Consider the following 24,018-nt stretch of genomic DNA (forward strand, 5'->3'; position numbering starts at 1 on the left):
CTGGTCCTCATCATGTCCCTTCCACCACCCAGCCGATGACCGGCACTCCCCTGCTCGACGACCCCAGCGACCTGTCGGCCATCCGTGCCAAGAGCGCCGACGCCGACGACCTGTTCACCACCTTCGCCGCATGGGCCGAGGACAACGGCACCGTGCTCTACCCGGCGCAGGAGGAGGCGCTGATCGAAATGGTGAGCGGCGCGAACGTCGTCCTGGCCACGCCGACCGGCTCGGGCAAGTCGCTGGTCGCCACCGGCGCGTTGTACGCGGCACTGGCGGCGGGCCGGCCCAGCTACTACACCGCTCCGATCAAGGCCCTGGTCAGCGAGAAGTTCTTCGCCCTCTGCGACGTGTTCGGTCCGGCGAACGTCGGCATGCTCACCGGCGACGCCGCGGTCAACGCAGGCGCACCGATCATCACCTGCACCGCGGAGGTGCTGGCCAACATCGCGCTGCGTGAGGGTAGCCAAGCCGATATCGGTCTGGTGGTGATGGACGAGTTCCACTTCTACGGCGACCCCGACCGGGGATGGGCATGGCAGGTGCCGCTGTTGGAGCTGCCGAAGGCTCAGTTCCTGCTGATGTCGGCCACGCTCGGCGACGTCACGTTCCTGCGCAACGACCTCACCCGTCGCACCGGCCGCCCGACGGCGCTGGTCGCCAACGCCGAGCGTCCGGTTCCGCTGTACTACTCCTACGCGACCACGCCGATGCACGAGACGATCGGTGATCTCCTCGACACCAAGCAGGCGCCGATCTACGTCGTCCACTTCACGCAAGCCTCGGCGCTGGAGCGGGCACAGGCGTTGATGAGCGTCAACGTGAGCACCAAAGAGGAGAAGAAAGCCATCGCTGACCTGATCGGCGCATTCCGTTTTTCTTCGGCCTTCGGCACGACGCTGTCACGACTGGTGCGACACGGCATCGGCGTTCACCACGCCGGGATGTTGCCGAAGTACCGACGGCTGGTGGAGCAATTGGCGCAGGCCGGCCTGCTCAAGGTCATCTGCGGCACCGACACTCTGGGCGTCGGCATCAATGTGCCCATCCGGACCGTCGTCTTCTCGGCGTTGTCGAAGTACGACGGCACCCGCACCCGACTGCTCACCGCCCGCGAATTCCACCAGATCGCCGGCCGGGCCGGCCGGGCGGGCTACGACACCGCAGGCACCGTCGTCGTCCAGGCACCCGAGCACGAGGTGGAAAATCTCAAACAGTTCGCGAAAGTTGCCGGCGATCCGAAAAAGCGCCGAAAGTTGGTTCGCCGCAAGGCGCCTGAAGGCATGGTGCCCTGGAGCGAATCGACCATGACCCGGCTCGTCGAGGCCGCCCCCGAGCCGCTGACCAGCCACATGCGGATCACCACCGCGATGATCCTCGATGTCGTCGACCGTCCCGGCGACCCATTCGAAGCGATGCGAAGGCTGCTCACCGACAACCACGAGCCGCGCAAACGCCAGCTTCGGCACATCCGCGAGGCCGTCGGCATCGCCCGCTCGCTGCTGCAGGCCGGCGTGCTGCAGCGACTCCCCGAACCCGACACCGATGGGCGCCGCTACCGACTTACCGTCGACCTACCGCCCGACTTTGCGCTCAACCAGCCGTTGTCGACGTTCGCACTCGCCGCGATCGACGTGCTCGACCCGGCAGCGCAAACCTATGCACGCGACGTCGTCTCGGTCATCGAGGCGACCCTGGAGGATCCGCGCCAGATCCTGGCGGCACAGCTGAACAAGGCGCGCGGCGAGGCCGTCGCCCAGATGAAGGCCGACGGCATCGAGTACGACGAGCGCATCGAACTGCTCGACGACGTCACCTATCCCAAGCCGCTGGAAGAGCTGCTCGGACACGTCTACGAGACCTACCTGCAGACCAACCCGTGGGCGGCCGACGCACACCTGTCGCCGAAGTCCGTAGCCCGCGAGATGTGGGAACGGGCGTTCACCTTCCGGGAGTTCGTCAGCGTCTACGGCCTGACCCGGTCAGAGGGCGCGGTGCTGCGTTACCTCTCGGATGCGTTCAAGGCGCTGCGGTCAGGGGTGCCCGCCACGGCGCGCAGCGAGGAACTCACCGACATGGTCGAATGGCTCGGCGAGCTTGTCCGCCAAGTGGATTCGAGTCTGCTCGACGAGTGGGAGCAGCTCACCAGTCCGGACCAGCCACTCGACGCGCCGGTCTCGGTGCCCGCCCGGCCGCGCCCGCTGACCGGAAACGAGCGCGCGTTCACGGCGATGGTCCGCAATGCGCTGTTCCGGCGGGTGGAGCTGTTCGCGCGACGCCGCTGGCACGACCTCGGTGAGCTGGACGCCGATTCTGGGTGGACATCCCAGCGCTGGCAGGAGGCCGGCGAAGCGTACTTCGCCGAACACGACGACGTGGGCATCGGCGCCGACGCCCGGGGCCCGGCGATGCTGATCATCGACCGGGAACCCGGACTGTGGCGCATACGGCAGATCCTCGACGATCCGGTGGGCGATCACGACTGGGGCTTCGACGTCGAGGTGGACCTGGAGGCCTCCGACGAGGAAGGGGTGGCAGTCATTCGCCTGATCGATGCCGCCCGCATGGACTAGCGCCTATCGATGTCAAACCGTCTGCGTGTGTGCCCGCTTCTGCAGGATCTCGAGAGCCTGCAAGAGGTAGCCGCGGAAGACGGCGTGGTTCTCGCTCATCGGAAAATGGCCGATTTCGGTCATCTCGATGAATTCGGCGTTCGTGATCTGCGCCGCGGTCCGGGCACTGTCCTCTGGTGTCGTGAGGTAGTCGTAGTCACCGGTCAGCATGACGACCGGGCACTGCTCGCCGTCGATCTCACCCAGCTTGTTCCGCAGGTCGTGGTCGACCGAGTAGAAGTGCAGGTCGCCCTTGAACGCCTCGGAGCCCTGGCTGTAGTAGAACCAGGTCTTCCAGCGGTCCGCCTGGGGCGACTGCGGCGCCATCAGATCCCAGACACCACTGGCACAGACCTGCGCGGCATTGGCGTGTGGATGCTGCCACCAGTCGAGATAGAACCCCGGGGAGTAGTCGGCGCCCTCCACGGGAATCACGCCGGTGAACCGGTCGGGGCGGCGAAGCGCGAGTTGCAGTGCGATGTTGCCGCCGAAAGACGACCCCATGAAGATCGGGTTCTCCAGCTCCAGCGCGTCGCAGAGGGTGACGATGAAGTTGGCGTAGTGGTCCGCCGACAGCTTGTATTCCTCTGTCCACCACTGGGTGTTCTCCGGCGGGTCGGACTTGCCGTGCCGAGGCAGGTCGTAGGCGATGACGCGGTAGTTCTGGGTGATCTCGTCGTCCTCGAGCAGGCCGCGCCACTGGTGGTTGTGGCAGCCCGCGGTGTGCTGGCACACCAGCGGCTGCCCGCTGCCGTTCTCGAGGTTGAAGACTTTGTACAGCAGACCGTCGACGTCGACGTCGACGTAGTGTCCGGTGACCGGCGAAATTTTGCTCATGAGTCAGTCCTTCGGTATCTCAGGGCTTTTGGGGTGGTCAGACGGGGGCGCCGACGGGGCGCAGCAGCTCGACCTGGCGGGTGACGCAGCGCAGGTTCTGCATCAGGACGAGGATGTCACCTTCGAGCTTCATGTCACGCTGGAAGCTGGCCGCCCAGATTCCGTGGTACATCGGCGCGGGCACCGGAACTCCGAAGTTCCGCCACGTCTCGGCGCTCGCGCGGATCGCGAACTGATACGGCACGTCGAGAGGTCCCGGATCCACGGCGACATCGGTGACCCGACCGCCGCTCACCTGGACGACGAAGCTGTGATCGGTCATGTCGAGCAGATAAGAGCAGGTGAAGTATTTGCCGTGCGCCTGAATTTGGGGATCTTGATTGGTGGCCTTCGCGAACGAATCGGCCCAATCGGCGGCGGCCGGTGCCTGTGTGGTTGCGGTCATGCTGTGCTTCCTTCGATGTGTTGGGCGAAGTGGAGGACGTCGTGACTCCCATCACACGTTCGGCGACCCCGTAGCGTCCAATACCTGTCAACCATCGATTGATAGGCGATGCCTAAATGTCATTGTCACGGCGTACCGGCTCCCCTAGCCTCGAAGGATGCTCCCGCAGCTCGATCTGCGACTGCTGACGTATTTCGTCGCGGTCGCCGAGGAGCTGCATTTCTGCCGTGCCGCCGCCCGGTTGCACATCGCCCAACCGTCGCTGTCGGTTCAGATTCGCAAACTCGAACACACTCTTGGCGCTCTGCTCTTCCTGCGCAGTACCAGACAGGTAGAGCTCACCCCGGCCGGCCAGGTGCTGCTCGAGGAAAGCCGACGATTGCTACGCGATGCGGAACGCATCGTCGGGATCACCCGGGCGGCCGCGCACGGGTCCGGCAGGCGCAAGCTTGTTGTCGGATTTCAGGCCAACGCCGCGGCGGAGCTGACGCCGCAGATCCTCAGCGCCTTTCAATCCCAGTTCGCCGATGTACACGTGCAGATGCAGGGGTTCGATTTCACCGATCCCTATGTTGGGCTGGCAGACGGCTCCTCGGACGTGGCGTTCGTCCGGCCGCCATTGGTCGTGAAGGACTGGTTGGGACTCGAGACTCTGTTCGTGGAGCCGAGAGTGCTTGTCGTGTCGTCAAGTTCGCCGCTGGCCGGAAAGTCGAAAGTCAGCGTGGAGCAGCTGACCAATGAGTACTTCGTGGCACGCAAGGCGCCAGAGGAGTGGCGCAACTTCTGGCTTGCCGCCGAATCGCGACAGGGCGAGCGGGTGCGGCTGGGCGCCGAAGCGGCCACGGTGGACGAGTGTTTCGAGGCGATACTGTCTCAACGCGGGGTGGCGTTCTCTCAGGCGTCGACCCGGCGCTTCTACAGCCGACCGGGTTTGGCCTTCGTTCCGGTCACCGACATTCCACCGACATCGTTGTCGATCGCGTGGCGCACCGACGTCGACTCCCAGTTGGTCCGCGAATTCATCAACACCGCACGGGTCGTGGCCGCGCTCGCCACCGTTCCCGAAACGTTGTCGTCGCCACTGGGCGGTCCGATTCACGAGTCGGCGCTCTCGGCTTCATCAGCGCGCCAGCACGCTCGCCAGCGCGTCGTCGAGGATGTCCAGCCCCGCGTCGAGCTCAGAGTCGCTGATGGTCAGGGGCGGAGCGATGCGGAAGATGCCGCCCATGCCGGGTAACTGGACGATGTTCATGTGCAGACCGCGCTCCAGGCAGGCGGCGGTGACCCTGGCTCCCAGGCTGTCGGCGGGCGTCTTGCTCGTTTTGTCGGATACCAGTTCGATCCCTTGCAACAGGCCCCTGCCGCGGACGTCACCGACCTGTCCGTAGCGATCCTGCATGTCGAGGAGTCGCTCCGTGAGTTGCTTGCCGAGACGGGCCGCCTGCTCGACCAAACCGTCCCGGTCGACCACGGTCAACACCGTCAGCGCCACGGCCGCGGCCAGCGGGTCCGACACATGGGTGGTGAAGAACAGGAATCCCCTTTCGTAGCAGGTTCTTTCGATCTCCTCGCTGGTGACGACGGCGGCGACCGGCAGACCCGCGCCCAGCGTCTTCGACAGGGTGAGCAGGTCCGGTTCGATGCGATCCCGCTCGAAGGCATACATCGCTCCGGTGCGACCCACGCCCGTCTGCGCCTCGTCGACAATCAGCAGCATGCCGCGCTGGACGCACAACTCCTTGAGCCGGCGCAGGTACCCTTCCGGCGGTTCGATGATCCCGCCCGATGACAGGATCGGCTCGACCAGACAGGCAGCGAGGCTTCCGCTGGACTGCGCGTCGATCGTGGCGAACCCGTATTCCAGTTCGGACATCCAGTCATAGGTTCCGTCGGAGTGGCGGAACGGCGACCGGTAGGCATTCGGCGTCGGCAGCGTCAGATTTCCCGGCATCGGCGGTCCGTAGCCTCGCCGCCCTGCGCTGAAGGTCGCCGACGCCGCGCCTGACGTCATCCCGTGCCACGACCGGTCGAAGGAGACGATCTCGTAGCGGCCGGTGTAGAGCTTGGCCATCTTGATGGCCGCCTCGTTCGACTCCGCTCCGGTGGTCAGCAGCAGGACCTTGCTCAGATGCGCAGGCAGCGTGGCAGAGAGCGCTTTCGCGAGGTTCACCACCGGAACGCTGAGCATGCCGCTGTAGAGGTGGTCGAGTGTCGCGACGGCCGTCGCCACCGTCGACACGACGTCGGGATGCGAGTGTCCCAGCACGGAACTCATCTGCCCGGATGTGAAATCCAGGATCGCGGCCCCGTCCTGGTCGTAGACGTAGCTCCCGTTGGCCCGCTTGATGATTCGCGGGACGAATGACGATCCGTACCGAACGATGTGCTGGTCGGCATCGCGCCAGAACTGATCGACGTTCAACTCGGTGACCCCTCTTCGCTTGACAGCCCCTGTCACTTGGTGACAGTAGTGCTGTCACTAAGTGCCAGGCAATCGAGAGGGGTGACGACCACACACACGCACGAGCAGCAGGCCGGGGCGCGCCTCGAGGTGTCCCGGCATGCGTGTGGGCTGTTCTGGGAGAAGGGTGTCGCGGCGACCAGTGGCGACGAATCGCTTCTGCCGCAGGAGCTTCCACGCGAACGATCTGGCGGTACTTCCGGTCGAAGGAGAGCTGCGTCGAGCCGGTGCTCGCGAAGTCGGCGCCCTGCTTCATCGCCGTGATGGATCGGTGGCCGCCGGGGCTCTCACTGGGCGAGCACATCGCCGCCGAAGTCATCGAACACCCGCTGACGCCGACGGATGTCGACGACCGATCAGCACGATGGTGCATCGCCACCCGGTCGCTGTCGGACGCGGCGCTGCGCACGTCGTACCTGATGGTGCACGACGAGATGGAGCCGACCTGACGGTCCGACTCTGCGCCGCGGCCGTCACCGGCGCCTTCCGCGTCGTCGATGAAGAAGTCAGTCAGGCAATCGTCGACAAACGCGACGTTGCCCCCGAGGAAGCCTTGGGGCTGATCGATCGTGCCATCCGGGAGGCCACCAACGGGTGCCTCGGGGGACCAGTAAAACCCAAGTAGCACAATTCGATACCACGTCACCGCCCGGGATGCCGCCGGCGCGGCCATCAAACCTGTCCCCTCTTGTGCGAAAGAATCCTCGGGCGACGATGTCACCCGACGGGACGCGAATGGCCGACCGGGCCCCGTGGAAGAACCGGCTGACGTGTGGGCCCAATCCCTTGACCCAGAGGGCGGCGGGGACGACACGGCCCCCTGCATGACCGCCGACGACGATGAGAACTCCTGCGCCCTGCGTACGCGCGGGCCGTGTGGGGTTAACCTCGAAACGATGAGCAACGATCGCTTGAAGGTGCTGATCGTCGGGGGCGGATTCGGCGGTCTGTTCTGCGCGCGCCGCCTTGAAGACGTCGACGTCGATGTCACCCTGCTGGACCGCGCCGCCTGCCATGTCTTTCAGCCTCTCTTGTACCAGTGCGCGACCGGGACGCTCAGCATCGGACAGATCAGTCGCTCCCTGCGGGAGGAGTTGGCGCGGCACCGCAACGTCACCACCCTGCTCGGCGAAGCGATCGACCTTGACGCCGACGCCCGCCGCGTCACCGCGCGTCGCCCCGACGAATCCACGTTTGTGCTCGAATACGACTTCCTCGTGCTCGCCGCGGGGATGCGTCAGTCGTATCTAGGCCACGAGGAATTTGCCAAATGGGCGCCGGGGATGAAGACCCTCGATGATGCGCTGAGCATCCGCCGTCGTCTCTACGCCGCCTTCGAGATCGCCGAGACGCTGGCCCCCGGCCCGGAGCGCGACGGCTGGCTGACCTTCGCCATCGCGGGCGGTGGACCGACCGGGGTGGAACTGGGCGGCCAGATCCGGGAAATGGCGACCCGGGCGCTGGCCAACGAATTCCACAGCATCCAGCCCGAAGAGGCACGCGTGCTGCTGTTCGACGGCGGTGAATGCGTACTGGCCGGTTTCGCACCGGCCTTGTCCGCCAAGGCCGCCAAAATCCTGGAGCGGCTGGGCGTCGAGCTGCACATGGGCGTGCATGTCACCGATGTCCGTCGCGACGGCATCACCGTGACACCCAAGGCGGGCGGCGGCAGCCAGGAGTACGCGGCGCGGACGGTGCTGTGGACGGCAGGCGTAGAGGCCGTGCCGTTCGCGCGGCACGTCGCGGAGGTGCTGGGCGCGACGTCGGACCGGGCCGGCCGCATCGCGGTCGAAGCGGACCTGTCGGTGCCTGGACACCCGAATGTGTTCGTCGTCGGCGATCTCGTCGGCCGCGACAAGTTGCCCGGGGTGGCCGAGAACGCGATGCAGGGCGGTCTGCACGCCGCAGCCTGCATCCGTCACGACGTCGCCGGCAGGCCGCGTAAGCACTACCGCTACCGGGATGTCGGCTCGGCTGCCTATATCAGCCGCGGCCATGCGGTCCTTCAGGTCGGACCCGTGCGGCTGGCCGGCTTCTCCGGTTGGCTGGCTTGGGGTTTGATCCACATCGCCTTCCTCACCGGCGTGCAGAACAGGATCAGCACCGTCGCGACCTGGCTGGGGACGATCGCCCGCGCGCGGCGTACCGACCGCACGTTCATGCTCGGCCGCCCCACCACATATGAGGAGCCCTACACCTGGTCGGCGTGCGGTCCCGTCAAGTCGCTGACCGCTCATACGCCGACGGACGGTCATCCGCCGTCGGGCAACGGCTCGGGTGGTTGAGAGTTTCAGCTCGGTTCGCCGCGCCGGCCGAGGGTCTCCACCGGGGTCGCGCCGGGGCGGGTCCACTGCGGCACGGGGCGGCTGGTCGGACCCCAGGTCGGGTTCCCCTCCGCGTCCGAACGCCAGGACCAGCACGAGTGGTGTCCTTCTGGCCAGCCGGCGGGGTTGTCCTCCCACGCCTCGCCGCGGCCGTAGGGCGTCATGTCGAGCAGCCCCATGGACCCGTTGACCGGCTCGTTGCCGCGGCCGGTCGTGGAGTAGGTGAGGAACGCCCGGTCGCCGTCGCGCAGGAAGCAGGTGAGGAAACCCATCGCGCCGCCTACCGGCTCGGCTACGTCGCGCACCGAGTACCACGGCTGGGTGTAGCCCATGAACTCGACGTAGGCGGCCACCTCGTCCCAGCGGCCCGTGGTCAGGTTGGCGTACGAAACGCCACGCGCGTTGAGGTAGACGGCATCCTTGAGGTGCCATGCCGTGGTGGTGCAGCCCTCGCACTGGCCCTGGTGCGGCGCGCCGTCGTACCACATGTGCTTGTAGACCACGAGCTCGTCGTGGCCTTGGAACAGGTCGAGGAACGGGACAGGGCCGGCGGGCCCGACGACCTCGACTGTTCCGTCGAATTCGACCATAGGCAGCCGGCGGCGAGCCGCGGCGAGGGCGTCGCCCGCGCGGGTGTGGGCCTTCTCGCGGACCAGAAGCTCGTCCCGGGCGACCTGCCAGGTGGCTAGGTCGACTATGGGCGGGCGGCCGGGAAGCGTGTTGATCGGGTCACTTGGCGTGGTCGTCATGGTGTCCTCCGCGGTGTCTCGTGACGGGCAACGTCGTATGACGTCCTATGACACCAGAACAGACCCACGTCTCGGCCCGAACTCATCGCGGCGAGCAGCCAGACCCCGATGCACTCGCGCCTGGCTAGTCACACATTGCCCACGCGGTGAATTAATGGTCGCCACGTCGTCATCCCGTTCAAACGAACAACGGAGCGATCACGGAAAGTGTGCTGGTGCTTCCTGTTTGACCCTCTGTGCAGCGGGAAGACGAGCCGAATGAATTTCTGGCAAGCGTTGAGCAGGGGCGCCGCCGGTACCACTGCGCTGAACGCGGTGACCTATCTGGACATGGCGGTGCGGTCGCGACCGATGAGCAGCACGCCCGAAGACGTCGTCGAGAAGATAGCCGACAAATCGGGAGTCGGGATTCCAGGAAATGACCAGGCCCGGCAGAATCGCCTCGCCGGACTCGACCCGTTGTCCGGTATCGCCACGGGCGTCGACGTGGGGGCGTGCGCGGACTGGCCAGGGCCCTTGGCCTGCGGGCGAATACCTTGGTGACCGGCACCGCCGTCGGTATCGGCGCCATGACCGGTACCGATCTACCGATAGCAGCGCTGGCATCAGCCAAAGGCATTGACATGAGCAGATTCCCGAGTCCACCCATGCAGACGGAGACAAAGCGGTGCCGGATCGACGCGATCCCGGCGTACCGCTCTGGCACCGACGTGGCCTTACACCGTCGTGCAGGCGCCGCGTTGAAGTTGGACGATCCGATCAGACCAACCGCGATGCGCCATCTCTTGCTCAAAGTCGCCGAGAGGTGACGCGAACACGCCGTAATCGTTGAAGTGCACCGGTATGACCTTCGGTAAGCTCAGCAGGTCCACGGCAGTGGCGCCCTGGCGGCCGTCCATCGTCACGGTGAGCCCGAAGGGTAGGCGGGCCCCAGCGGGAAGCCGAGTCCCGCCCAGGTGCAGCACACCGGCGTGAATCGCCTCGAAACGACCCGGTATGTCACCTAATTCGTCGATCAACAAGGTGTCCCCGGAGATGTAGACACGTGTTTCGACGCCCCCATCGACGGGTCCCATCTCCAACATCGTGCCCATCACCGGTGGCAGCAAGCGCCGCGTCCACAGCGGTGCATGGCGGCCCGGGAGTGCGGTGACGACGACGCGGGACCTGGCACCGGTCAGAATGTGCGACTGCCACGTCGACATGCCGCTCGCCTTTGCGAATCCACGACGACGCAATCGCTTGGCAGCGTGGTGAGTGGTCAGCACCGGCACGGCGTGATCGAGATGGTTCTGCGTCACCCGATCCCAGTGGTCACCGTGCATATGCGACAGAATGACCGCATCGATCGCTGGAAGTTGCTGCACGCGGAGCGCCGGCTCGTGAAGCCGCTTGGACACCAGTCCGTAGCCGAGGTAGGCGTATTGGTCCTGGTGCAAAAAGTTCGGATCGGTGAGCAAGGTGACGTCTCCGGTGGAGATGAGCGTCGTCGCGTTGCCGATGAATGTGACGGTAACCGCGCCCGGTGACCCTGATGAACTCGACATGGTGGCGGAGATACCCGCTGCGAGTTCGGCTATGCATCCCAGCGGTCGCCTTTGAACATGCGCTTTGCCTCAGCAGATCAACGACCCCCGCACCGAAACAACCCGACAGGCATTCAGCGACTGACCCGAAACCTTCACCCGCCGGCCAGCAGATCCGTGCCACTACCACGTCCGACACGGCCGCGCCCCGCAGACCACCCAAGCGATTCCTACGCGCCTGCAAACTTGAGGCCTTCGCCCGGCCCAGTGCGGTTGTGACACAAGCATTTCAGCGAATCGACCCGTACAGCCCTGCCGACAGCTTCCGGCCGAGCGTAGCTTTGGCTCACCGCTGAGCCGCCGCTAGTGGCGACCTACTGTGTGGCCTGCCATGCCGGATTCGAACCGTACCGCAAATCGTGCCCAAGGAGGGCTCGTGCGGCCTACCATCGGCAAATGAAGATGGACGTGGCGCGATCGCAACTGATCGTCAATGGGTTTTGTGCCGCCGTGCTGGCGGCCGGCGCGATGTGAGTCGCACCCATCGCTATTCCGTCCGCCGCAGCGGAACTGTGCCCGATATCGATGTGACGTTCGCGCGCGGTCTCGGAGATGCCCCAGGTCCAGGCCCACTGGGCGATGCCTTTGTCGACTCGTTGCGATCGAGGGTCGGTGATAGGTCAGTTGCGGTGTACGGAGTCAATTACGCCGCCACGACCAACTTTCTCGGCGTATCCGACGGCGTCGCCGACGCGACGAACCATGTCAACTACATGATCGCCAATTGTCCGGACACCTGGTTAGTGCTTGGTGGCTTCCCGGAGGGCGCGGCCGTCGTCGATTTTCTCGTGGGTCCCGTACCGAGCGTTCCTGCCATACCAGCCGTTCCCGGGGTACCAGCCGGCCTTCCCTCCTTGCCCGACATACCAGGCGTACCCGTTCCACTGCCAGGACTGGACATTCTTTCCGGCACCGGCCCCACCAATCCGCTACCCCCCGCGGCCGTTGACCATGTGGCGGCCGTTGCGGTGTTCGGCAACCCGCTGACCAGGACCTCCGGTCCGCTGAATGGACTCGCCGGGGCGTACGGGCCCAAGACGATCGATTTGTGCCATGCCGGCGACCCGCTCTGCGGCGGCGGCAACGATATCAATGCGCATCACGAATACTTCCGGGGCTGACGGACCAGGCCGCGGCGGTTGTCGCGGGTCTTGTGTAGATCCAGCTGCTGACCGCCGCCGCAACGGGCTCGCAAGGGTCAAGCGCCTTCGGAGGTGCGCGGGGGTGGTCCGCCGCCCACGGCGACGCCAGCCCGATCATCGTCGACGCGCTTCACAGCGGGTGACAACCAATAGCTTCTCGCCGATCACGTAGCGGGGACGTGTGTGCGATGATGCTGTGCAGCCGTGCGATTGAGCCGTGCTGGCCGGCATGACCACGATCAATCGGCTGGACTGGAGCGATCAGCGTGTGAATGGCCCCTTGCCGGCGGGAACGGTGACGTTGCTTTTGGCTGACGTCCAGGGCTCGACGCGGCTGTGGCAGGCTCGTCCCGAAAATATGACCGCCGCGGTGGCGCAGCTGGATCGGATCCTCGCAGACCTGGTCCGTGCCCATCGCGGGGTGCGCCCGGTCGAGCAGGGCGAGGGCGACAGCTTTGTGGTGGCCTTTGCCCGCGCCTCCGATGCGGTGGCATGTGCGCTGGCATTACAGCGAGCACCGCTGTCGCCCATTCTGTTGCGCATCGGACTGCACACCGGAGAGGTACAACTGCGCGACGCGAACAACTACATGGGTCCTACCATCAACCGCACCGCGCGACTACGCGACCTGGCGCACGGGGGGCAGACCGTCTTGTCTGGCACCACAGCCGACGTCGTGATCGACATGCTGCCCATTGGCGCGTGGCTCACCGACCTGGGCGCCCAGCCGCTTCGCGATCTGCCCCGGCCCGAGCGTGTCGTCCAGCTCTGCCATCCCGACCTGCATAACGACTTCCCGCCGCTGCGGACGTCGGCGGTCGGTGTGGCACAGCACCTTCCCGTGCAGCTGACGAGTTTCGTCGGTCGCGACGCGCAGATGACCGAAGTGTGCGGTCTGGTGTCCGAGAACCGGTTGCTGACGCTGACCGGTGAGGGCGGCATCGGGAAGACCCGGCTGGCCGTGCACGTCGCGACCCAGATGGCAGCACAGTTCAGTGCTGGCGTTTACGTCGACCTGGCGCCGATCATCGACCCCGGGCTCGTGGCGGTCACCGCCGTACGTGCGCTTCGTGTGCCGGACCAGCCGGGCCGCTCCACTAGTGAGACCCTGCTCCGATTCATCAGCAACCAGCACATGCTGATGGTGCTGGACAATTGCGAGCACCTCCTCGACGCCACCGCCGCGCTGACGACGGCACTGCTGCGCGCATGCCCCAGACTGACGGTATTGGCGACCAGCCGCGAGCCGATCGGGGTACCAGGCGAGGTGACGTGGCGCGTGCCGCCGCTGTCGCTTGCCGACGACGCGATCGCGTTGTTCACCGACCGCGCGCGCCGCGCTCGACCCAACTTCCCCATCACCCGCGACAACGCTGCCGTCGTGGCAGAGATCTGCCGGCGACTCGATGGCATGCCGTTGGCTCTTGAACTCGCGGCGGCGCGGGTGCGGGCCCTTTCGCTGGCCGAGATTCTCGACAGCCTCCATGACCGGTTCCGTTTGCTGACCGGCGGAGCTCGTACCGCCCTGCCCCGCCAGCAGACCCTGCGCGCATCGGTCGACTGGTCGCACGCGCTGCTGACCGAGCCCGAGCGGGTTCTGTTCCGCCGGCTGGCGGTGTTCATGGGTCGATTCGACTTCGACGCCACCCAGGCGGTCGCCGGCGCCAACGGGCTGCACCGTCACCAAGTCCTCGACCTGCTGACCCTGCTCGTCGACAAATCGCTCGTTGTGGCCGAAAACGCCAGCGGTCGAACGCGGTACCGGCTGACCGAGACCCTGCGCCAATACGCGCTGGAAAAACTCGGCGAGTCCGATGAGGCCGATGCAATACGCGACCGCCACCGCGACCACTACACCGCCAAGGCGGCAACCCTCGACGAGCCGACCGTGCACCAACAGCGCATCGAGCAAATTGATACCGACATCGATAATCTGCGGGCCGCGTTCGCTTGGAGCCGCGCACACGCCGCCGCCGAGGACACATTGCGCCTCGAGTCGTCGCTGTACGCGCCTGGTCGATCGCCGACACGGCGAAACTCACCTCGCTGATCGACGGCTGCGGAAAGCCCGTACGGCGTCGAACGAAATCCACGTTGTCGTTTCGCAGTGCTTTGACAAAGGTTGCGAGCCTCAGTCCGTCGATATCCTGAAACTGTCGTTCGGTGTTGATATCCGCTCCATATTGACCGACCGGGTCCGCGATCCGATTGCGCTGAGGAACTGAAATTCGAGTAGTGCGCTACTCGCGCCAAACGTCACCTTCCGGCTCACGATTCACACGAGGGCGCGTTATCGGACGCGTTCCAGCCAAAGGGGATTGATCATGGGGAAGACGACAACAGCCAAAGGGGATTGATCATGGGGAAGACGACAACGCGGAAGCGTCCGCAGCAAGAGCGCATCTGTAACCTCGTGCCCACGCCCGAGCCGAGCACCAGAACCGATTGGCGATTCGCCGATGCGCTCGAAGCGGGCGTGCTGGGCGCGCAGCGCGCACTGCCGTCGAGCGTCGATCTGCGCAAGGCGTGGTGGACCGTCGGCGACCAGGGCAACACCGGCTCCTGCGTGGGCTGGGCATCGACTGAAGGAGTCGCCCGGTACGTGTTGGTGACGTTCAAAGGGTTGGCGCAGAAGACCAAGCTGTCACCGCGCTTTACCTGGATGGCGTGCAAGGAGACCGACGAGTTTCGGGCGCGGCCCGAAACCATGATCGAAGGCGCCGGCACGACGCTGAAGGCCGCTGTTGACGTGTTGCGCCTCTATGGTGCGGTGCCTGACACGCTGCTGCCGTTCAAGCTCGACACGGCGATGTACACAGGCAGCGAGAACGCCTTCTACGCCACCGCGGCGACGAACAAGATCGCCGGCTACTTCAACCTGCAGCTCGACCTCGCCAACTGGCGCACCTGGCTGATACAGCACGGCCCGATCCTGGTCGGCCTCAACGTCGACAAAACGTGGGACGAGGCGACCTCGACCGGCGGCAAGCTCGACGAGTTCCAACCGAACACCGTCCGTGGCGGACACGCGGTCACAGTCGTCGGTTACACCGACGACGACCGGTTCATCGTGCGCAACAGTTGGGGCACTGCCTGGGGCGACAGCGGTTTCGCCTATGCCGGTGAGGACTACATCAAGGCGGCGTTCTTCAACGAAAGTTACGGCGTCACCGTGTGATCCACCGGCGGGGATGCCCCGGCAGTCAGGTCCGGCCCCTTAGGGTCCGGCGGTGACGTTCCGCTCGGATCCGATCGGAGGACGATGACGGTAGCCCTCACCGAACGCGAGGATGGCGGTCGGATTCGGGTTCGTGTCGGGGACACGATCGAGATCTTCCTGCCCGAAAACGCCAGCACCGGCTACCGCTGGTCGGTGGATGACCTCGACAGCTCCCTGTTCGGCGTGGCGGGCGCGAGCGCCGAATATCCCGGGCAGACCATCGGCGCGGGCGGGCAGGCTTGCGTCCGGATCACGGTACGCGGCCAGGGAATCGGCACTGTGCGGCTCAACTACCGCAGGCCCTGGGAAGGCGCCGATGCCACCCTGAAGCGGTTCACCGTCGAGGTGGAAGTGGTGCCCGGCTGAGGGGTGCATCATATTCGCCGCCCGCCATCTTTCTTTTTACGGGGCGAGTCCGCTATCAATACCGCGATAAACGCGCAAAGAATCCTTATAAGGGTTTATGCCCGCGACCGGGACGCCTTGCGCGATCAGCCAATTCCGCTAATGAGTCGCGCAGTAACAACCAATGTGATCAACGGTAATTGGAGTAGTGCTCTACTCTACGTTCTCGTCTATCCCATGCCTACGCCCCGAGTCGGGGGGTCATCAAAAGGAGATTCCATTGTCCCGATGAGGGGACGAAATGACTGCACGGAAGACAGCAATACGCACAGCCGAAAAGTCGAGGGTTCGGCAGGCGCTCCAGTGGAGAACCCGGTTGTCCCACCGGCGCCGAAACCTCTGCACGCAGCCGACGGTGACGGTCCCACACTTGTTCTCGACCGATCGGCCGACGTCAATCCCTTCAGTGAACGGCCTACCGAGAAGCCCGATGGAGCCGGCGCAGTGCATCGTCCCCGGGCACCACCGAGGTCGGGTATGCCTTCGACGGCGATCAGGCGGTGTTGGTGGCAACCCGCGAGATCGAAGTCGATTTCGGCCAAGGGCTGTTCGAGCGGTACCGCCTCGAAGTTCCGCTGACCTAGCGGGTAAACGCGAAGGGGGTAGTGATGCGCACCGCAGAACGGCAGTCAGTGCGCACCGTTTCCAAGCCGGCGAAGACCGCTTGGCGACGCGGGGGTCTTCACGCATTCTGGGAGTGTGCGTCATGACGGCAACGTTTGAGATCCATCCGGCCATTGGGCTCGCGCGCCCACCATGGCTGATTCGAATGACTATATCCCGCAATGTGACTCGCGATTGGATGGCCACGTCTCATTGTGGAGCGCGGCATGTTTTGGGCTTTCCGGGAGATCAGGCATTCACTACTCTGGGTAGGACAGCCAGGTCATATGGGCGTGGACCAGGACGGGCCATTGTTCATTGTCGACGAATTGCACCGAGTGTGATGAGTTTGTGGGCCGGTACGCATCATGGTCGGGATCGAGGTGGTACATCAGATGACCCGCAGGAAAGTAGATGGCAAGGTCGGCGAGCCGAACTCACCCTGCCGTGTGGGTGATGCGTAGTTGTCAAGCACGATGTCGTCCAGCGCGGTTCTGGCAGCTGCCGCGTTCTTCGCGGTCCCCTCGACGTCGGGGGCGTGGCCCAGCTCGTCGAGGAATCGCCCGAGGTCGATCGAGTTGAGTCGGGCAGGAATGCCATCGTTAGCTCCACTCGGGAAGAGGGACATCGCCAGCTGCTGCGATTGGCGTTCGTAGCCGCCCCCAGTGTGGGTCCCGGCGGAGAGAAGTCGCGAGTATGGCACTACTCCAATCAGTGTGGCGCCAAGAGTGAGGCCCGCGGCATGCCTTCTCCCGTAAGCGGCTCCGCTGCCCGGATGGATGCGGGAGCCTGGCCACCACGTCGAAAGCCCAGAACTGGAGCCCAACGGCGAGGAGTTGGCTCACATCCAGCTCGGCGGCCTGATCGAATTGGCCAGGTCGACCAGGGTGTAGCGATGGCGCCGCCGCGGCGAGTGGCGCGCGAGTTCCCGAAGCGCTTCCTCGATACCCATGCGCAAACGCCCTTGGTCGAACGCCTGGCCGAGGATCGGGTCACTGGCGTTGGCGGGTGTCGCGCCGGATTGAAGCCAGTCCAGGGCGGTGCCCAGTACGAGCGCACGCATCTGCAGCACGCGCGGCTCGGTCTCAGGCAACCGGCCGACGCGCTTCGCCGCATCGCGTACGTCGGCCTCGGTGATCTCTGCGATGGCACGTCCATCGACCCGCATCAACACCGACGTCAGCTGAGCATCGCCGTAGTGGCGCGAGGTCACCGGAACCTGGTCGAGTACATCGATCGCGCCGGGCCGATCGCCGCAAGCGGCGAGTTGACGAGCCAAGCCGAACGCCGCGCTCACCAATGAATGGTCTGTGTGCCATAGCGTCCGGTAGTACCGCTCGCATGACCGCCGCAATCGTCCGGCACTCAGTGAGCCTTCCATTTCGAGCATCAACTCGGCCGTGGCCGCCGATGCCATCTTCGGCGCGGCTTCGCCGGGTACTGCGGCAACTACCCGGTGGAAACACTTCAGTGCTGCCCGCAGATTTCCCGAACCCAGCGCGGAGACCCCATCGTCCCAGTCCATCTGCCAATCGCTTTCCCGATCCTCGGTCGGGGCCAGGGTCGGCAGTGCACAGGCGACATCGCGTGCGCTCAGCCGCACGGTACGAGGGCGGCCGTCAACCAACACGTCGGTACGCTGCGGCGCCAGGTCGGCACCGAACTCCGAGCCGTGCATGGTAAAGAGCACCGACGCCCCTGGGCGCGGCACCCCGGTCTGCTCGGCGAGAACTTCACGCAGCACTCCCTTGCACTGGGTCGCCATCTCTTCTGCGGACGAGAACCGCTGCGCCGGCGCGGTGTTTGTCGCGCGCGCCAGCAATTGGTAAAACGATTCATACCGTTGGAACAGGGGCACGCCGTCGGGTTCGGGCAAGGTCTCAGCGTAGGAATCCTCGGGTATGTCGACGGTCATCTTCGCGAGCGTTCGGCCGACGGTGTAGATGTCGGTCGCGACCGTCGGACCGGTCCGCACGATCTCGGGGGCCTGAAATCCCTTGGTGCCGTATATGTATCCGAAGTCTCCGATGCCCGAGACGGCTCCCATGTCGATCAACTGGACGTTGTCCTCGGTGAGCATGATGTTTTCGGGCTTGAGATCGTTGTAGACCAAGCCGAGCGAGTGCAGGTAAGAAAGCGCCGGCATCGCCTCGAGCACGTACCCGAGCGCCTGCTCCACCGGCATCATTGGCTTGGGTTCGCCATCGGGCGTTTCCGCTAGCTGCTTGGCCAGGATCGTCTGCAGCGTGGTGCCGCCTATGTACTCCATCACGATGTAGCCGACAGGGCGACCGTCGAAACCCGGGTGTTCGACAAAGTTGTAGATCTTCACGATGCCGGGATGGTTCACCATCGCGAGGAATTGGCGTTCAGCGACGGCGATCGCCTGCGCCTGCTGTCCGCCCGGCTGGAGCAGACCCTTGAGTACCACCCACCGATCGCTCACGTTGCGGTCGATCGCCAGATAGATCCAGCCGACGCCGCCGTGCGCGATGCAGCCTTGAACCTCGTACTGATCGGCCACCAACTCGCCGTTCGCCAACTGTGGTGAGAATGAGAACAACGTGCCGCAGTGCGGGCACACCCCTTCGCTGGCCCCTGGCCGGCCGGCAACACTTCGCCCAACCGGCTGCCCGCAGCTGCTGCAGTCCCGTTTCGATTCGGCCAGCACCGGATTGGTGAGGATCGCACTGGCAGGCTCGATGTCCTCGCGAATCGGAATCTCGACCAGGCCGTCGCCGATGCGCCGCCGCCCGGTGCGGAGCCGCGGGCGGGTGGTCTCGACCTTGACCGGCCCTGATGCAGTCACCAGGACCGCGCGCGTTCCCTCGTCTCGAGCCATGTCAATCCCGATACTTCGGTTCCGGCGGGCCCTGCGACGGACCGAGCATGGTGAGCCACTTCCGATACAGCGACAGCCACGTCCCGTCGCGTCGGATCCGTTGCAGACTGGCGTTGACCGCGCGGACCACATCGTCCTGGGACTTGTTGACGCCGATACCGTACGGTTCGGCCTCCAGACTCGGCCCGACGATATGAAGGTTGGGATCCTGCACCGCCATGCCAGCCAGGATCGAGTCATCCGTACTGAAGGCGTCAGCCTGACCCTGTTGAAGAGCGATCAGGCAGTCGTCCATGTTCTGCACGGCGAGAAGGGTTGCCGTTGGGGCGACCCGGGCCACGGTGGCCAGCGATGTGGTGCCCATCCCTGAGCAGACCCGTTTGCCGGCCAGGTCCTCAGGCCCCCGCACCGGCGAATCCTTGGGTACCAGCAGTCGTTGGCTCGCTTGGAAGTACACCGTGGAGAAGGCGATCAGCTCGGCGCGTGCGCAGGTGATCGTTGTCGCCTTGGCGAGGATATCGACGGTCTGGTTCTGCACCGCCTCGATGCGCTCCGGGTCCGACACCAGACGGAAGTCCACTTTGGCGGCATCGCCCACCAGATCCCGAGCGATCTCGCGGGCGATGTCGACGTTGAAGCCCTGCAACTCGCCAGATATCGGATCGCGGAAGCTGAACAGGTTGGTGCTCTGGTCCACACCTACAATCAGTCTGCCACGGCGCCGGATCTCGTCCACGTTCGGGCCACCTGCGGCGAATGGCCGCAAACTGGCTGTGGCATCGCAACTTTCGACCGCCGCGCCGGATGCGGACGGTACCACGGCGGCGCCGCTAGGCAGTGGCAGTGTGGTGAGTGAGGCGGACACCTCGGTCAGCGGTTGCACCTTGGAGCAGCCGGCGCCCAGCAGCGACGCCAGGAGCAGGGCAGCTGCGATGGTGCGCATCAGTGGTACTCGCTCAGTCGTGGCGCGATGCCGGCGGCCACCGCCAGTGCCGCCAGCACACAGATGGCCACCGCGCCGAAAGGAAGAAGGTTCAGCGCGGTGTAGGCCTGGGTGATCCCGGCGCGCTGCCGGTCGCGCAGTAGCGCGATGTCGTCCCGTAATGCCGTGTCCAACCGGGTGAACTGCGCCGTGGAATGTTGCGGCCCGTCATCTCGCGCGATCGCCACGGCGCCGCTGTATTCGCCGCCGGCCAGCTTCCGTCGGATCTCGTCATGGGAGCCGACCCAGCCGGTCAGCGCGTCCGCCGCCCCCTCGACCCGGTGCTTGTCCAGCAGCCACCCTATCTGTGCGGTCCGCTCATCGAATCTGATGTCGGACAGGGCGTCCGACCCCCGTTTGAGCAGTCCGAGGATTTCATCCGCCCTGGCCTGCTGAGCGAAGATCCGTGCGCTCACCGCGGCGTCCAGCGGCTCACCTCCGTGCATGCGCGCATTGGTGGCGGCATGTGTCGACACCAGTCCGGCCACTGTCAACCAGACCACCAGCACCGCCATCAGCACCGATGCCAGCGCCAGACCGGGGTTGAGCCGGCGACGGCTGCGCCGAGCCAGCGCCACCTGCGAGAGCACCAGCAACACCAGCACGAGGACGGCCGCCGCTATCACGACACGGGATGGACCGACGGAGCGTTCCGACGTGACGACGGCGTCGGATTGAGTCGCGTACAACCGTTCCGCGGACGGCAAGATGTCGTGCTGCATCAACGCCGACGAGTCGCTGAGATATGCGACTCCGATCGGACGGCCGGCGCGGTTGTTGGCCCGGGCGGTGGCCACGATCCCGGTGTACACCGCCAATTGGTTGGAGATGTCGGTCAGCAGCGTCAGCGAGGGAATATCGCTGGGCGACACGCCGTTCGATGCGGTGACCAGGCCGGCGGACGCCTGTCCGATGGCGGCGTCGTAGCGATCACGGACGTCGTGCGGTTCGGCGCCGCCGGACAGGAATGCGGTGGCTGCGGTTGTGTTGGCAAACGAGAGAGCCCCGTAGATGCGTTGTGCGGCATCAGCCAGCGGTTCGGTGTGCGATCGCAGGGTGTCCAACTGACCCTGCCGGTCAAAAGCAGTCTTCGACGCGGTGGCGCCGACGGCGAGCAGCGCCGTTACCAGGACAACGGCCATCAGCACCATCCGGCCCGGCGTGGCTCTGAAGAAGTCGACGATCGGCCGGTCTGACTCCTCCGAATCGATGAGCACGGACTCGTCGAGTGTGTGCGTCCGCTGGCGCGCCAGCTCACCACTGTGCACTCGACATCACCTCGTCGCACGCTGGGCCCGGACCGACCTCGATCCAACGCCGCTTGATCGCACGGTAGCCCTCGGACACACAAAGCGGGCGAGGTTGTCCGACTCAGTATTCCGTTCGCACTGCAACCCCCCAGGAAACATCTTCGATCGCCCCAGATAATGGCTTCGAGCGGCCCGCTGGGCCCATTTCGCCTGAATCGGCAGGCGGCGTGACTCGGCCGGTGATCGGCATCCCGCCGGACTCTTCGATCGCTGCGGCGGCATTGCCGTACGTCAGGCCGTCGTAGTCACCGGCGCCGGCCACTCCGGTACCCAGTAGCGCCGCTGACAGTGCCGTGGTTCCGATTCCGCCAGTCCCCGGAACAACGTGATGCGTCATGCGGGCTCCCAGCATCTGAATCGACCCTCACGGTCAACTCACGGTCTCTTGACAGAGACCAGTGTCGGCCAGCGTCGCTGAGAGACTTCTCAGCGAGTTTTTCGAACAGCGTCGGCATGCCGACCAGGGGGATCCGCGAGTGAGCTGGGATAAGCCGACTCGGAGCACCGACGTATGTCAGGTACTGCTCGCGCCAATCTTGGCCCATTCTTGGCACGCTGCACGAAACAGTGCGATCCCCGCAGTTGCTGAGAACGACACCTCCGGCACCTACCAAATTCAGGAGACCCGGAGCACCGCGATACCGGCGGCTTCGGTCAGACGATGGGCGAGCTCCAGCACGCGAGCGGCATCCTCAGCTGTCGTACCTTCTTGCGAAGCTCCGCGCACGTGCCGCCCGAAGGCCTCTGCCTGCAGTTTGAGCGCATGAAGTTGCGGTCCCTCCCCGGTTTCCGGCGAGACCACGTCGAAACGGGTGTGACCCCTGGATCCATAAAGCTCGACGCTGACGATGTCGCCACCCTCGTAGAACCGGCCGAGAGACACCACGGTTGATGTGCCGCCCGAAAGCATCACCAACGCTTGAGCGCTGTCCACGTCGTTCTGGGCCCCCGGGTCTTCGGTGGTCGGGAACACCTGTGTTTTGACATCGGTGAAATCCTGGCCGAGCAGCCACAGCGTTTGGTCGATCTCGTGGACGCCCATGTCGATGTAAATCCCGCCGCTGTCGCGCCGGAAACTCAGGGGTGGCGGAGCCTCGTCCCACTGTGAGCACACAAGGAAGTGAACATCGCCGTACTTCCCCTCGGCCAGATCATTGCGAAGGGTCGACAGCTGCGGCACGAATCGCCGCCAGTATGCGATTTGCAGGGCCAGTCCCAGTCGGCTCGCAAGTGTGCCTGCCGCCCTCGCCTCGTCGGGCACCAGGCCGAACGGCTTCTCGCACAGAACCGGAAGGCCGGCGTCGAGAGCCTTGCGGGTGGTGTCGATGTGTTGGGGGGTCGGCACGGCGACCAGAACGCCGTCGAGTTCCGAATCGGCGAACATCTCCTCAGCCGTCGGATACACCAACAGACTCTGCTCGCGAAGCGGCGCCGCCGCCGCCTCAATCGGCTCGGCCGCTGCCACGACCGCCACTTCCGTCGAACCTTTCAAACTCCGCAAGTGGGTACGGCCCATTCGACCGCCACCGATCAAACCGAACCGAAAAGGTGCGCTCACAGGCCACGTGCCTTCAGGAATTCACGGTTCGCCCGTTGGTCGGCGGCTGCGCGCGCGAAACGCTCCGCTGTGGTCGGGAAGATGTCCTGCTCGACCACGAGCCAACCGGCGTAATCGATCTGGCGCAATGCCGCCAAGAACGCATCGACGTCGAGCGCGCCTTCACCCAGCTTGGGGAAGACTTCGCGCTCCCAAATCGCGTTGGTCGGCAAGCCCTGGTCCACGACCTCCTGGAACCGGGGCAGGTCCGCGGTTTTGATGTGCACGTGGTCGATCCGGTTACCCCACTTCTTGACGTACTCGACGGGATCGCCACCGCCGACCAGGAAATGGCCGGCGTCCATGCAGAGGCCGATTTCCGAAATCTCCAGCATCCTGCCGACCTCGGCGGGGGCCTCGACAAAGGTGCCCGTCTCGTTGTGGAACACCGGTTGGTAGCCACGCGAGCGGCACCGATCAACCACAACGGCCATCCCTCTCGCAAACTCTGCCCACTGCTCGTCGGTGTATCCGCTTGCGGGGTTCCGCGCGCCCGAGCCCGGGTTGTTGCGACGGAAATCGGCGCCATCGCCGACGCCGAGGTCCGCCAGCGTCGGACGTGGGTCGGGGCCGAGCCCCAGGGGTTTGATCGAATCGAAGATGTCGAGCATCGCGTCGAGTTCGGGAAGCGTCTTCTCCAACAATTCCGGGTCCGCGTACGGCAACTCCAGGTAAGCACCCGCAAGGCCCAGCCCACGTTTGGCAAGCTTGGCGCCCAGATCCTCGGTAGTGCCCAGGTAGCCGACCGGGCCGAGGTCGATCCCCGCGTAGCCCGCATCGCTGACCTGGTCCAGGATGTCGTCGCCATCCGGCACATTCGGGTCGAATCCGATTGTCACCTCGAAAGCGCCGTAGCTGACGGGTGCGTTGGCGACAATGATTCCATTGCTGTTGCTCATATTC

At 65.2% G+C, this 24,018-nt stretch carries 20 protein-coding genes and 1 pseudogene; 9 read left to right on the forward strand and 12 right to left on the reverse strand.

The annotated features are described in order from the left end of the window. Positions 1-35: 35 nt before the first annotated feature. Positions 36-2,573, forward strand: a complete 2,538-nt coding sequence (locus tag ACVWWN_RS24000) for a DEAD/DEAH box helicase (RefSeq protein ID WP_457146081.1) — start codon at positions 36-38, stop codon at positions 2,571-2,573. 12 nt (positions 2,574-2,585) lie between these two features. On the opposite strand, the gene ACVWWN_RS24005 is transcribed toward ACVWWN_RS24000, so the two are convergent. Both ACVWWN_RS24005 and ACVWWN_RS24010 read right to left on the reverse strand, forming a co-directional pair. Further along, positions 2,586-3,449, reverse strand: coding sequence for an alpha/beta fold hydrolase (locus ACVWWN_RS24005; protein ID WP_457146082.1), 864 nt, complete (start codon positions 3,447-3,449; stop codon positions 2,586-2,588). A 37-nt stretch (positions 3,450-3,486) separates the two neighbouring features. Continuing rightward, positions 3,487-3,894 (reverse strand): hypothetical protein, encoded by a 408-nt coding sequence (locus ACVWWN_RS24010; RefSeq protein ID WP_457146083.1) that lies wholly within the window; start codon positions 3,892-3,894, stop codon positions 3,487-3,489. Between the two features lie 157 nt (positions 3,895-4,051). On the opposite strand from ACVWWN_RS24010, the gene ACVWWN_RS24015 reads away from it, so the two are divergent. Beyond that, positions 4,052-5,131, forward strand: a complete 1,080-nt coding sequence (locus ACVWWN_RS24015) for a LysR family transcriptional regulator (protein WP_457146084.1) — start codon at positions 4,052-4,054, stop codon at positions 5,129-5,131. Here the strand turns inward: ACVWWN_RS24015 and ACVWWN_RS24020 are convergent. Next, positions 5,015-6,316 (reverse strand): aspartate aminotransferase family protein, encoded by a 1,302-nt coding sequence (locus tag ACVWWN_RS24020; protein ID WP_457149254.1) that lies wholly within the window; start codon positions 6,314-6,316, stop codon positions 5,015-5,017. The genes ACVWWN_RS24015 and ACVWWN_RS24020 overlap by 117 nt on opposite strands. A 143-nt stretch (positions 6,317-6,459) precedes the next feature. Here ACVWWN_RS24020 and ACVWWN_RS24025 point away from each other — a divergent pair, with 143 nt between their 5' ends. Together ACVWWN_RS24025 and ACVWWN_RS24030 are read left to right on the forward strand one after the other, a co-directional pair. Continuing rightward, a complete protein-coding gene (locus ACVWWN_RS24025; RefSeq protein ID WP_457146085.1) occupies positions 6,460-6,804 on the forward strand; it encodes a helix-turn-helix domain-containing protein in 345 nt (114 codons plus the stop codon). A gap of 447 nt (positions 6,805-7,251) precedes the next feature. Further along, complete coding sequence (locus tag ACVWWN_RS24030; RefSeq protein WP_457146086.1) at positions 7,252-8,640, forward strand: NAD(P)/FAD-dependent oxidoreductase; 1,389 nt, start codon at positions 7,252-7,254, stop codon at positions 8,638-8,640. 5 nt (positions 8,641-8,645) lie between these two features. Here ACVWWN_RS24030 and ACVWWN_RS24035 read toward each other — a convergent pair whose 3' ends face one another. Beyond that, positions 8,646-9,428, reverse strand: a complete 783-nt coding sequence (locus ACVWWN_RS24035) for a DUF899 family protein (protein WP_457146087.1) — start codon at positions 9,426-9,428, stop codon at positions 8,646-8,648. A gap of 258 nt (positions 9,429-9,686) precedes the next feature. On the opposite strand from ACVWWN_RS24035, the gene ACVWWN_RS24040 reads away from it, so the two are divergent. Continuing rightward, a complete protein-coding gene (locus tag ACVWWN_RS24040; RefSeq protein WP_457146088.1) occupies positions 9,687-9,971 on the forward strand; it encodes a hypothetical protein in 285 nt (94 codons plus the stop codon). Between the two features lie 173 nt (positions 9,972-10,144). Here the strand turns inward: ACVWWN_RS24040 and ACVWWN_RS24045 are convergent, their stop codons facing one another. Continuing rightward, a complete protein-coding gene (locus ACVWWN_RS24045) occupies positions 10,145-10,975 on the reverse strand; it encodes an MBL fold metallo-hydrolase (RefSeq protein ID WP_457146089.1) in 831 nt (276 codons plus the stop codon). A gap of 566 nt (positions 10,976-11,541) precedes the next feature. On the opposite strand from ACVWWN_RS24045, the gene ACVWWN_RS24050 reads away from it, so the two are divergent. From ACVWWN_RS24050 to ACVWWN_RS24065, 4 genes and pseudogenes are all read left to right on the forward strand, one after another. Further along, positions 11,542-12,135, forward strand: coding sequence for a cutinase family protein (locus tag ACVWWN_RS24050; RefSeq protein ID WP_457146090.1), 594 nt, complete (start codon positions 11,542-11,544; stop codon positions 12,133-12,135). 250 nt (positions 12,136-12,385) lie between these two features. Further along, a pseudogene (locus tag ACVWWN_RS24055) lies at positions 12,386-14,161 on the forward strand (ATP-binding protein); the annotation flags it as partial. Positions 14,162-14,515: 354 nt separating this feature from the next. Then, positions 14,516-15,334 (forward strand): C1 family peptidase, encoded by an 819-nt coding sequence (locus ACVWWN_RS24060; protein ID WP_457146091.1) that lies wholly within the window; start codon positions 14,516-14,518, stop codon positions 15,332-15,334. 84 nt (positions 15,335-15,418) lie between these two features. Next, a complete protein-coding gene (locus ACVWWN_RS24065) occupies positions 15,419-15,742 on the forward strand; it encodes a protease inhibitor I42 family protein (protein WP_457146092.1) in 324 nt (107 codons plus the stop codon). A gap of 1,033 nt (positions 15,743-16,775) precedes the next feature. Here the strand turns inward: ACVWWN_RS24065 and ACVWWN_RS24070 are convergent. The 7 genes from ACVWWN_RS24070 to ACVWWN_RS24100 all read right to left on the reverse strand — a co-directional run bounded on the left by ACVWWN_RS24070 (position 16,776) and on the right by ACVWWN_RS24100 (position 24,014). After that, complete coding sequence (locus ACVWWN_RS24070) at positions 16,776-17,012, reverse strand: hypothetical protein (RefSeq protein WP_457146093.1); 237 nt, start codon at positions 17,010-17,012, stop codon at positions 16,776-16,778. A 213-nt stretch (positions 17,013-17,225) separates the two neighbouring features. After that, the gene (locus tag ACVWWN_RS24075) at positions 17,226-19,226 is read right to left on the reverse strand and encodes a tetratricopeptide repeat protein (RefSeq protein ID WP_457146094.1); all 2,001 of its coding nucleotides are present in this window, start codon (positions 19,224-19,226) and stop codon (positions 17,226-17,228) included. A gap of 1 nt (position 19,227) precedes the next feature. Then, positions 19,228-20,169 carry a glutamate ABC transporter substrate-binding protein gene (locus tag ACVWWN_RS24080; protein ID WP_457146095.1) on the reverse strand — a complete coding sequence of 314 codons (942 nt, stop codon included), beginning with the start codon at positions 20,167-20,169 and terminating at the stop codon, positions 19,228-19,230. After that, on the reverse strand, positions 20,169-21,476 hold the full coding sequence (locus tag ACVWWN_RS24085) for a hypothetical protein (protein ID WP_457146096.1): 1,308 nt from the start codon (positions 21,474-21,476) through the stop codon (positions 20,169-20,171). Before ACVWWN_RS24085 ends, ACVWWN_RS24080 begins: the two co-directional genes overlap by 1 nt. A 103-nt stretch (positions 21,477-21,579) precedes the next feature. Continuing rightward, the gene (locus tag ACVWWN_RS24090) at positions 21,580-21,855 is read right to left on the reverse strand and encodes a hypothetical protein (protein ID WP_457146097.1); all 276 of its coding nucleotides are present in this window, start codon (positions 21,853-21,855) and stop codon (positions 21,580-21,582) included. Positions 21,856-22,134: 279 nt separating this feature from the next. Further along, the gene (locus ACVWWN_RS24095; protein ID WP_457146098.1) at positions 22,135-23,076 is read right to left on the reverse strand and encodes a Gfo/Idh/MocA family protein; all 942 of its coding nucleotides are present in this window, start codon (positions 23,074-23,076) and stop codon (positions 22,135-22,137) included. Continuing rightward, positions 23,073-24,014, reverse strand: coding sequence for a TIM barrel protein (locus ACVWWN_RS24100; RefSeq protein ID WP_457146099.1), 942 nt, complete (start codon positions 24,012-24,014; stop codon positions 23,073-23,075). The genes ACVWWN_RS24095 and ACVWWN_RS24100 overlap by 4 nt, the downstream gene beginning before the upstream one ends. Between the last annotated feature and the right edge of the window lie 4 nt (positions 24,015-24,018).

This window comes from Mycobacterium sp. URHB0021, assembly GCF_054057895.1.

Bases quoted from the DNA above. Each gene is read 5' to 3' on its own strand.
- ACVWWN_RS24005 (WP_457146082.1), bottom strand. From the start codon at position 3,449: ATGAGCAAAATTTCGCCGGTCACCGGACACTACGTCGACGTCGACGTC.
- ACVWWN_RS24010 (WP_457146083.1), bottom strand. From the start codon at position 3,894: ATGACCGCAACCACACAGGCACCGGCCGCCGCCGATTGGGCCGATTCG.
- ACVWWN_RS24000 (WP_457146081.1), top strand. From the start codon at position 36: ATGACCGGCACTCCCCTGCTCGACGACCCCAGCGACCTGTCGGCCATC.
- ACVWWN_RS24040 (WP_457146088.1), top strand. From the start codon at position 9,687: ATGAATTTCTGGCAAGCGTTGAGCAGGGGCGCCGCCGGTACCACTGCG.
- ACVWWN_RS24065 (WP_457146092.1), top strand. From the start codon at position 15,419: ATGACGGTAGCCCTCACCGAACGCGAGGATGGCGGTCGGATTCGGGTT.
- ACVWWN_RS24035 (WP_457146087.1), bottom strand. From the start codon at position 9,428: ATGACGACCACGCCAAGTGACCCGATCAACACGCTTCCCGGCCGCCCG.
- ACVWWN_RS24045 (WP_457146089.1), bottom strand. From the start codon at position 10,975: ATGTCGAGTTCATCAGGGTCACCGGGCGCGGTTACCGTCACATTCATC.
- ACVWWN_RS24090 (WP_457146097.1), bottom strand. From the start codon at position 21,855: ATGACGCATCACGTTGTTCCGGGGACTGGCGGAATCGGAACCACGGCA.
- ACVWWN_RS24015 (WP_457146084.1), top strand. From the start codon at position 4,052: ATGCTCCCGCAGCTCGATCTGCGACTGCTGACGTATTTCGTCGCGGTC.
- ACVWWN_RS24080 (WP_457146095.1), bottom strand. From the start codon at position 20,169: ATGCGCACCATCGCAGCTGCCCTGCTCCTGGCGTCGCTGCTGGGCGCC.
- ACVWWN_RS24075 (WP_457146094.1), bottom strand. From the start codon at position 19,226: ATGGCTCGAGACGAGGGAACGCGCGCGGTCCTGGTGACTGCATCAGGG.
- ACVWWN_RS24100 (WP_457146099.1), bottom strand. From the start codon at position 24,014: ATGAGCAACAGCAATGGAATCATTGTCGCCAACGCACCCGTCAGCTAC.
- ACVWWN_RS24060 (WP_457146091.1), top strand. From the start codon at position 14,516: ATGGGGAAGACGACAACGCGGAAGCGTCCGCAGCAAGAGCGCATCTGT.
- ACVWWN_RS24070 (WP_457146093.1), bottom strand. From the start codon at position 17,012: ATGTCCCTCTTCCCGAGTGGAGCTAACGATGGCATTCCTGCCCGACTC.
- ACVWWN_RS24030 (WP_457146086.1), top strand. From the start codon at position 7,252: ATGAGCAACGATCGCTTGAAGGTGCTGATCGTCGGGGGCGGATTCGGC.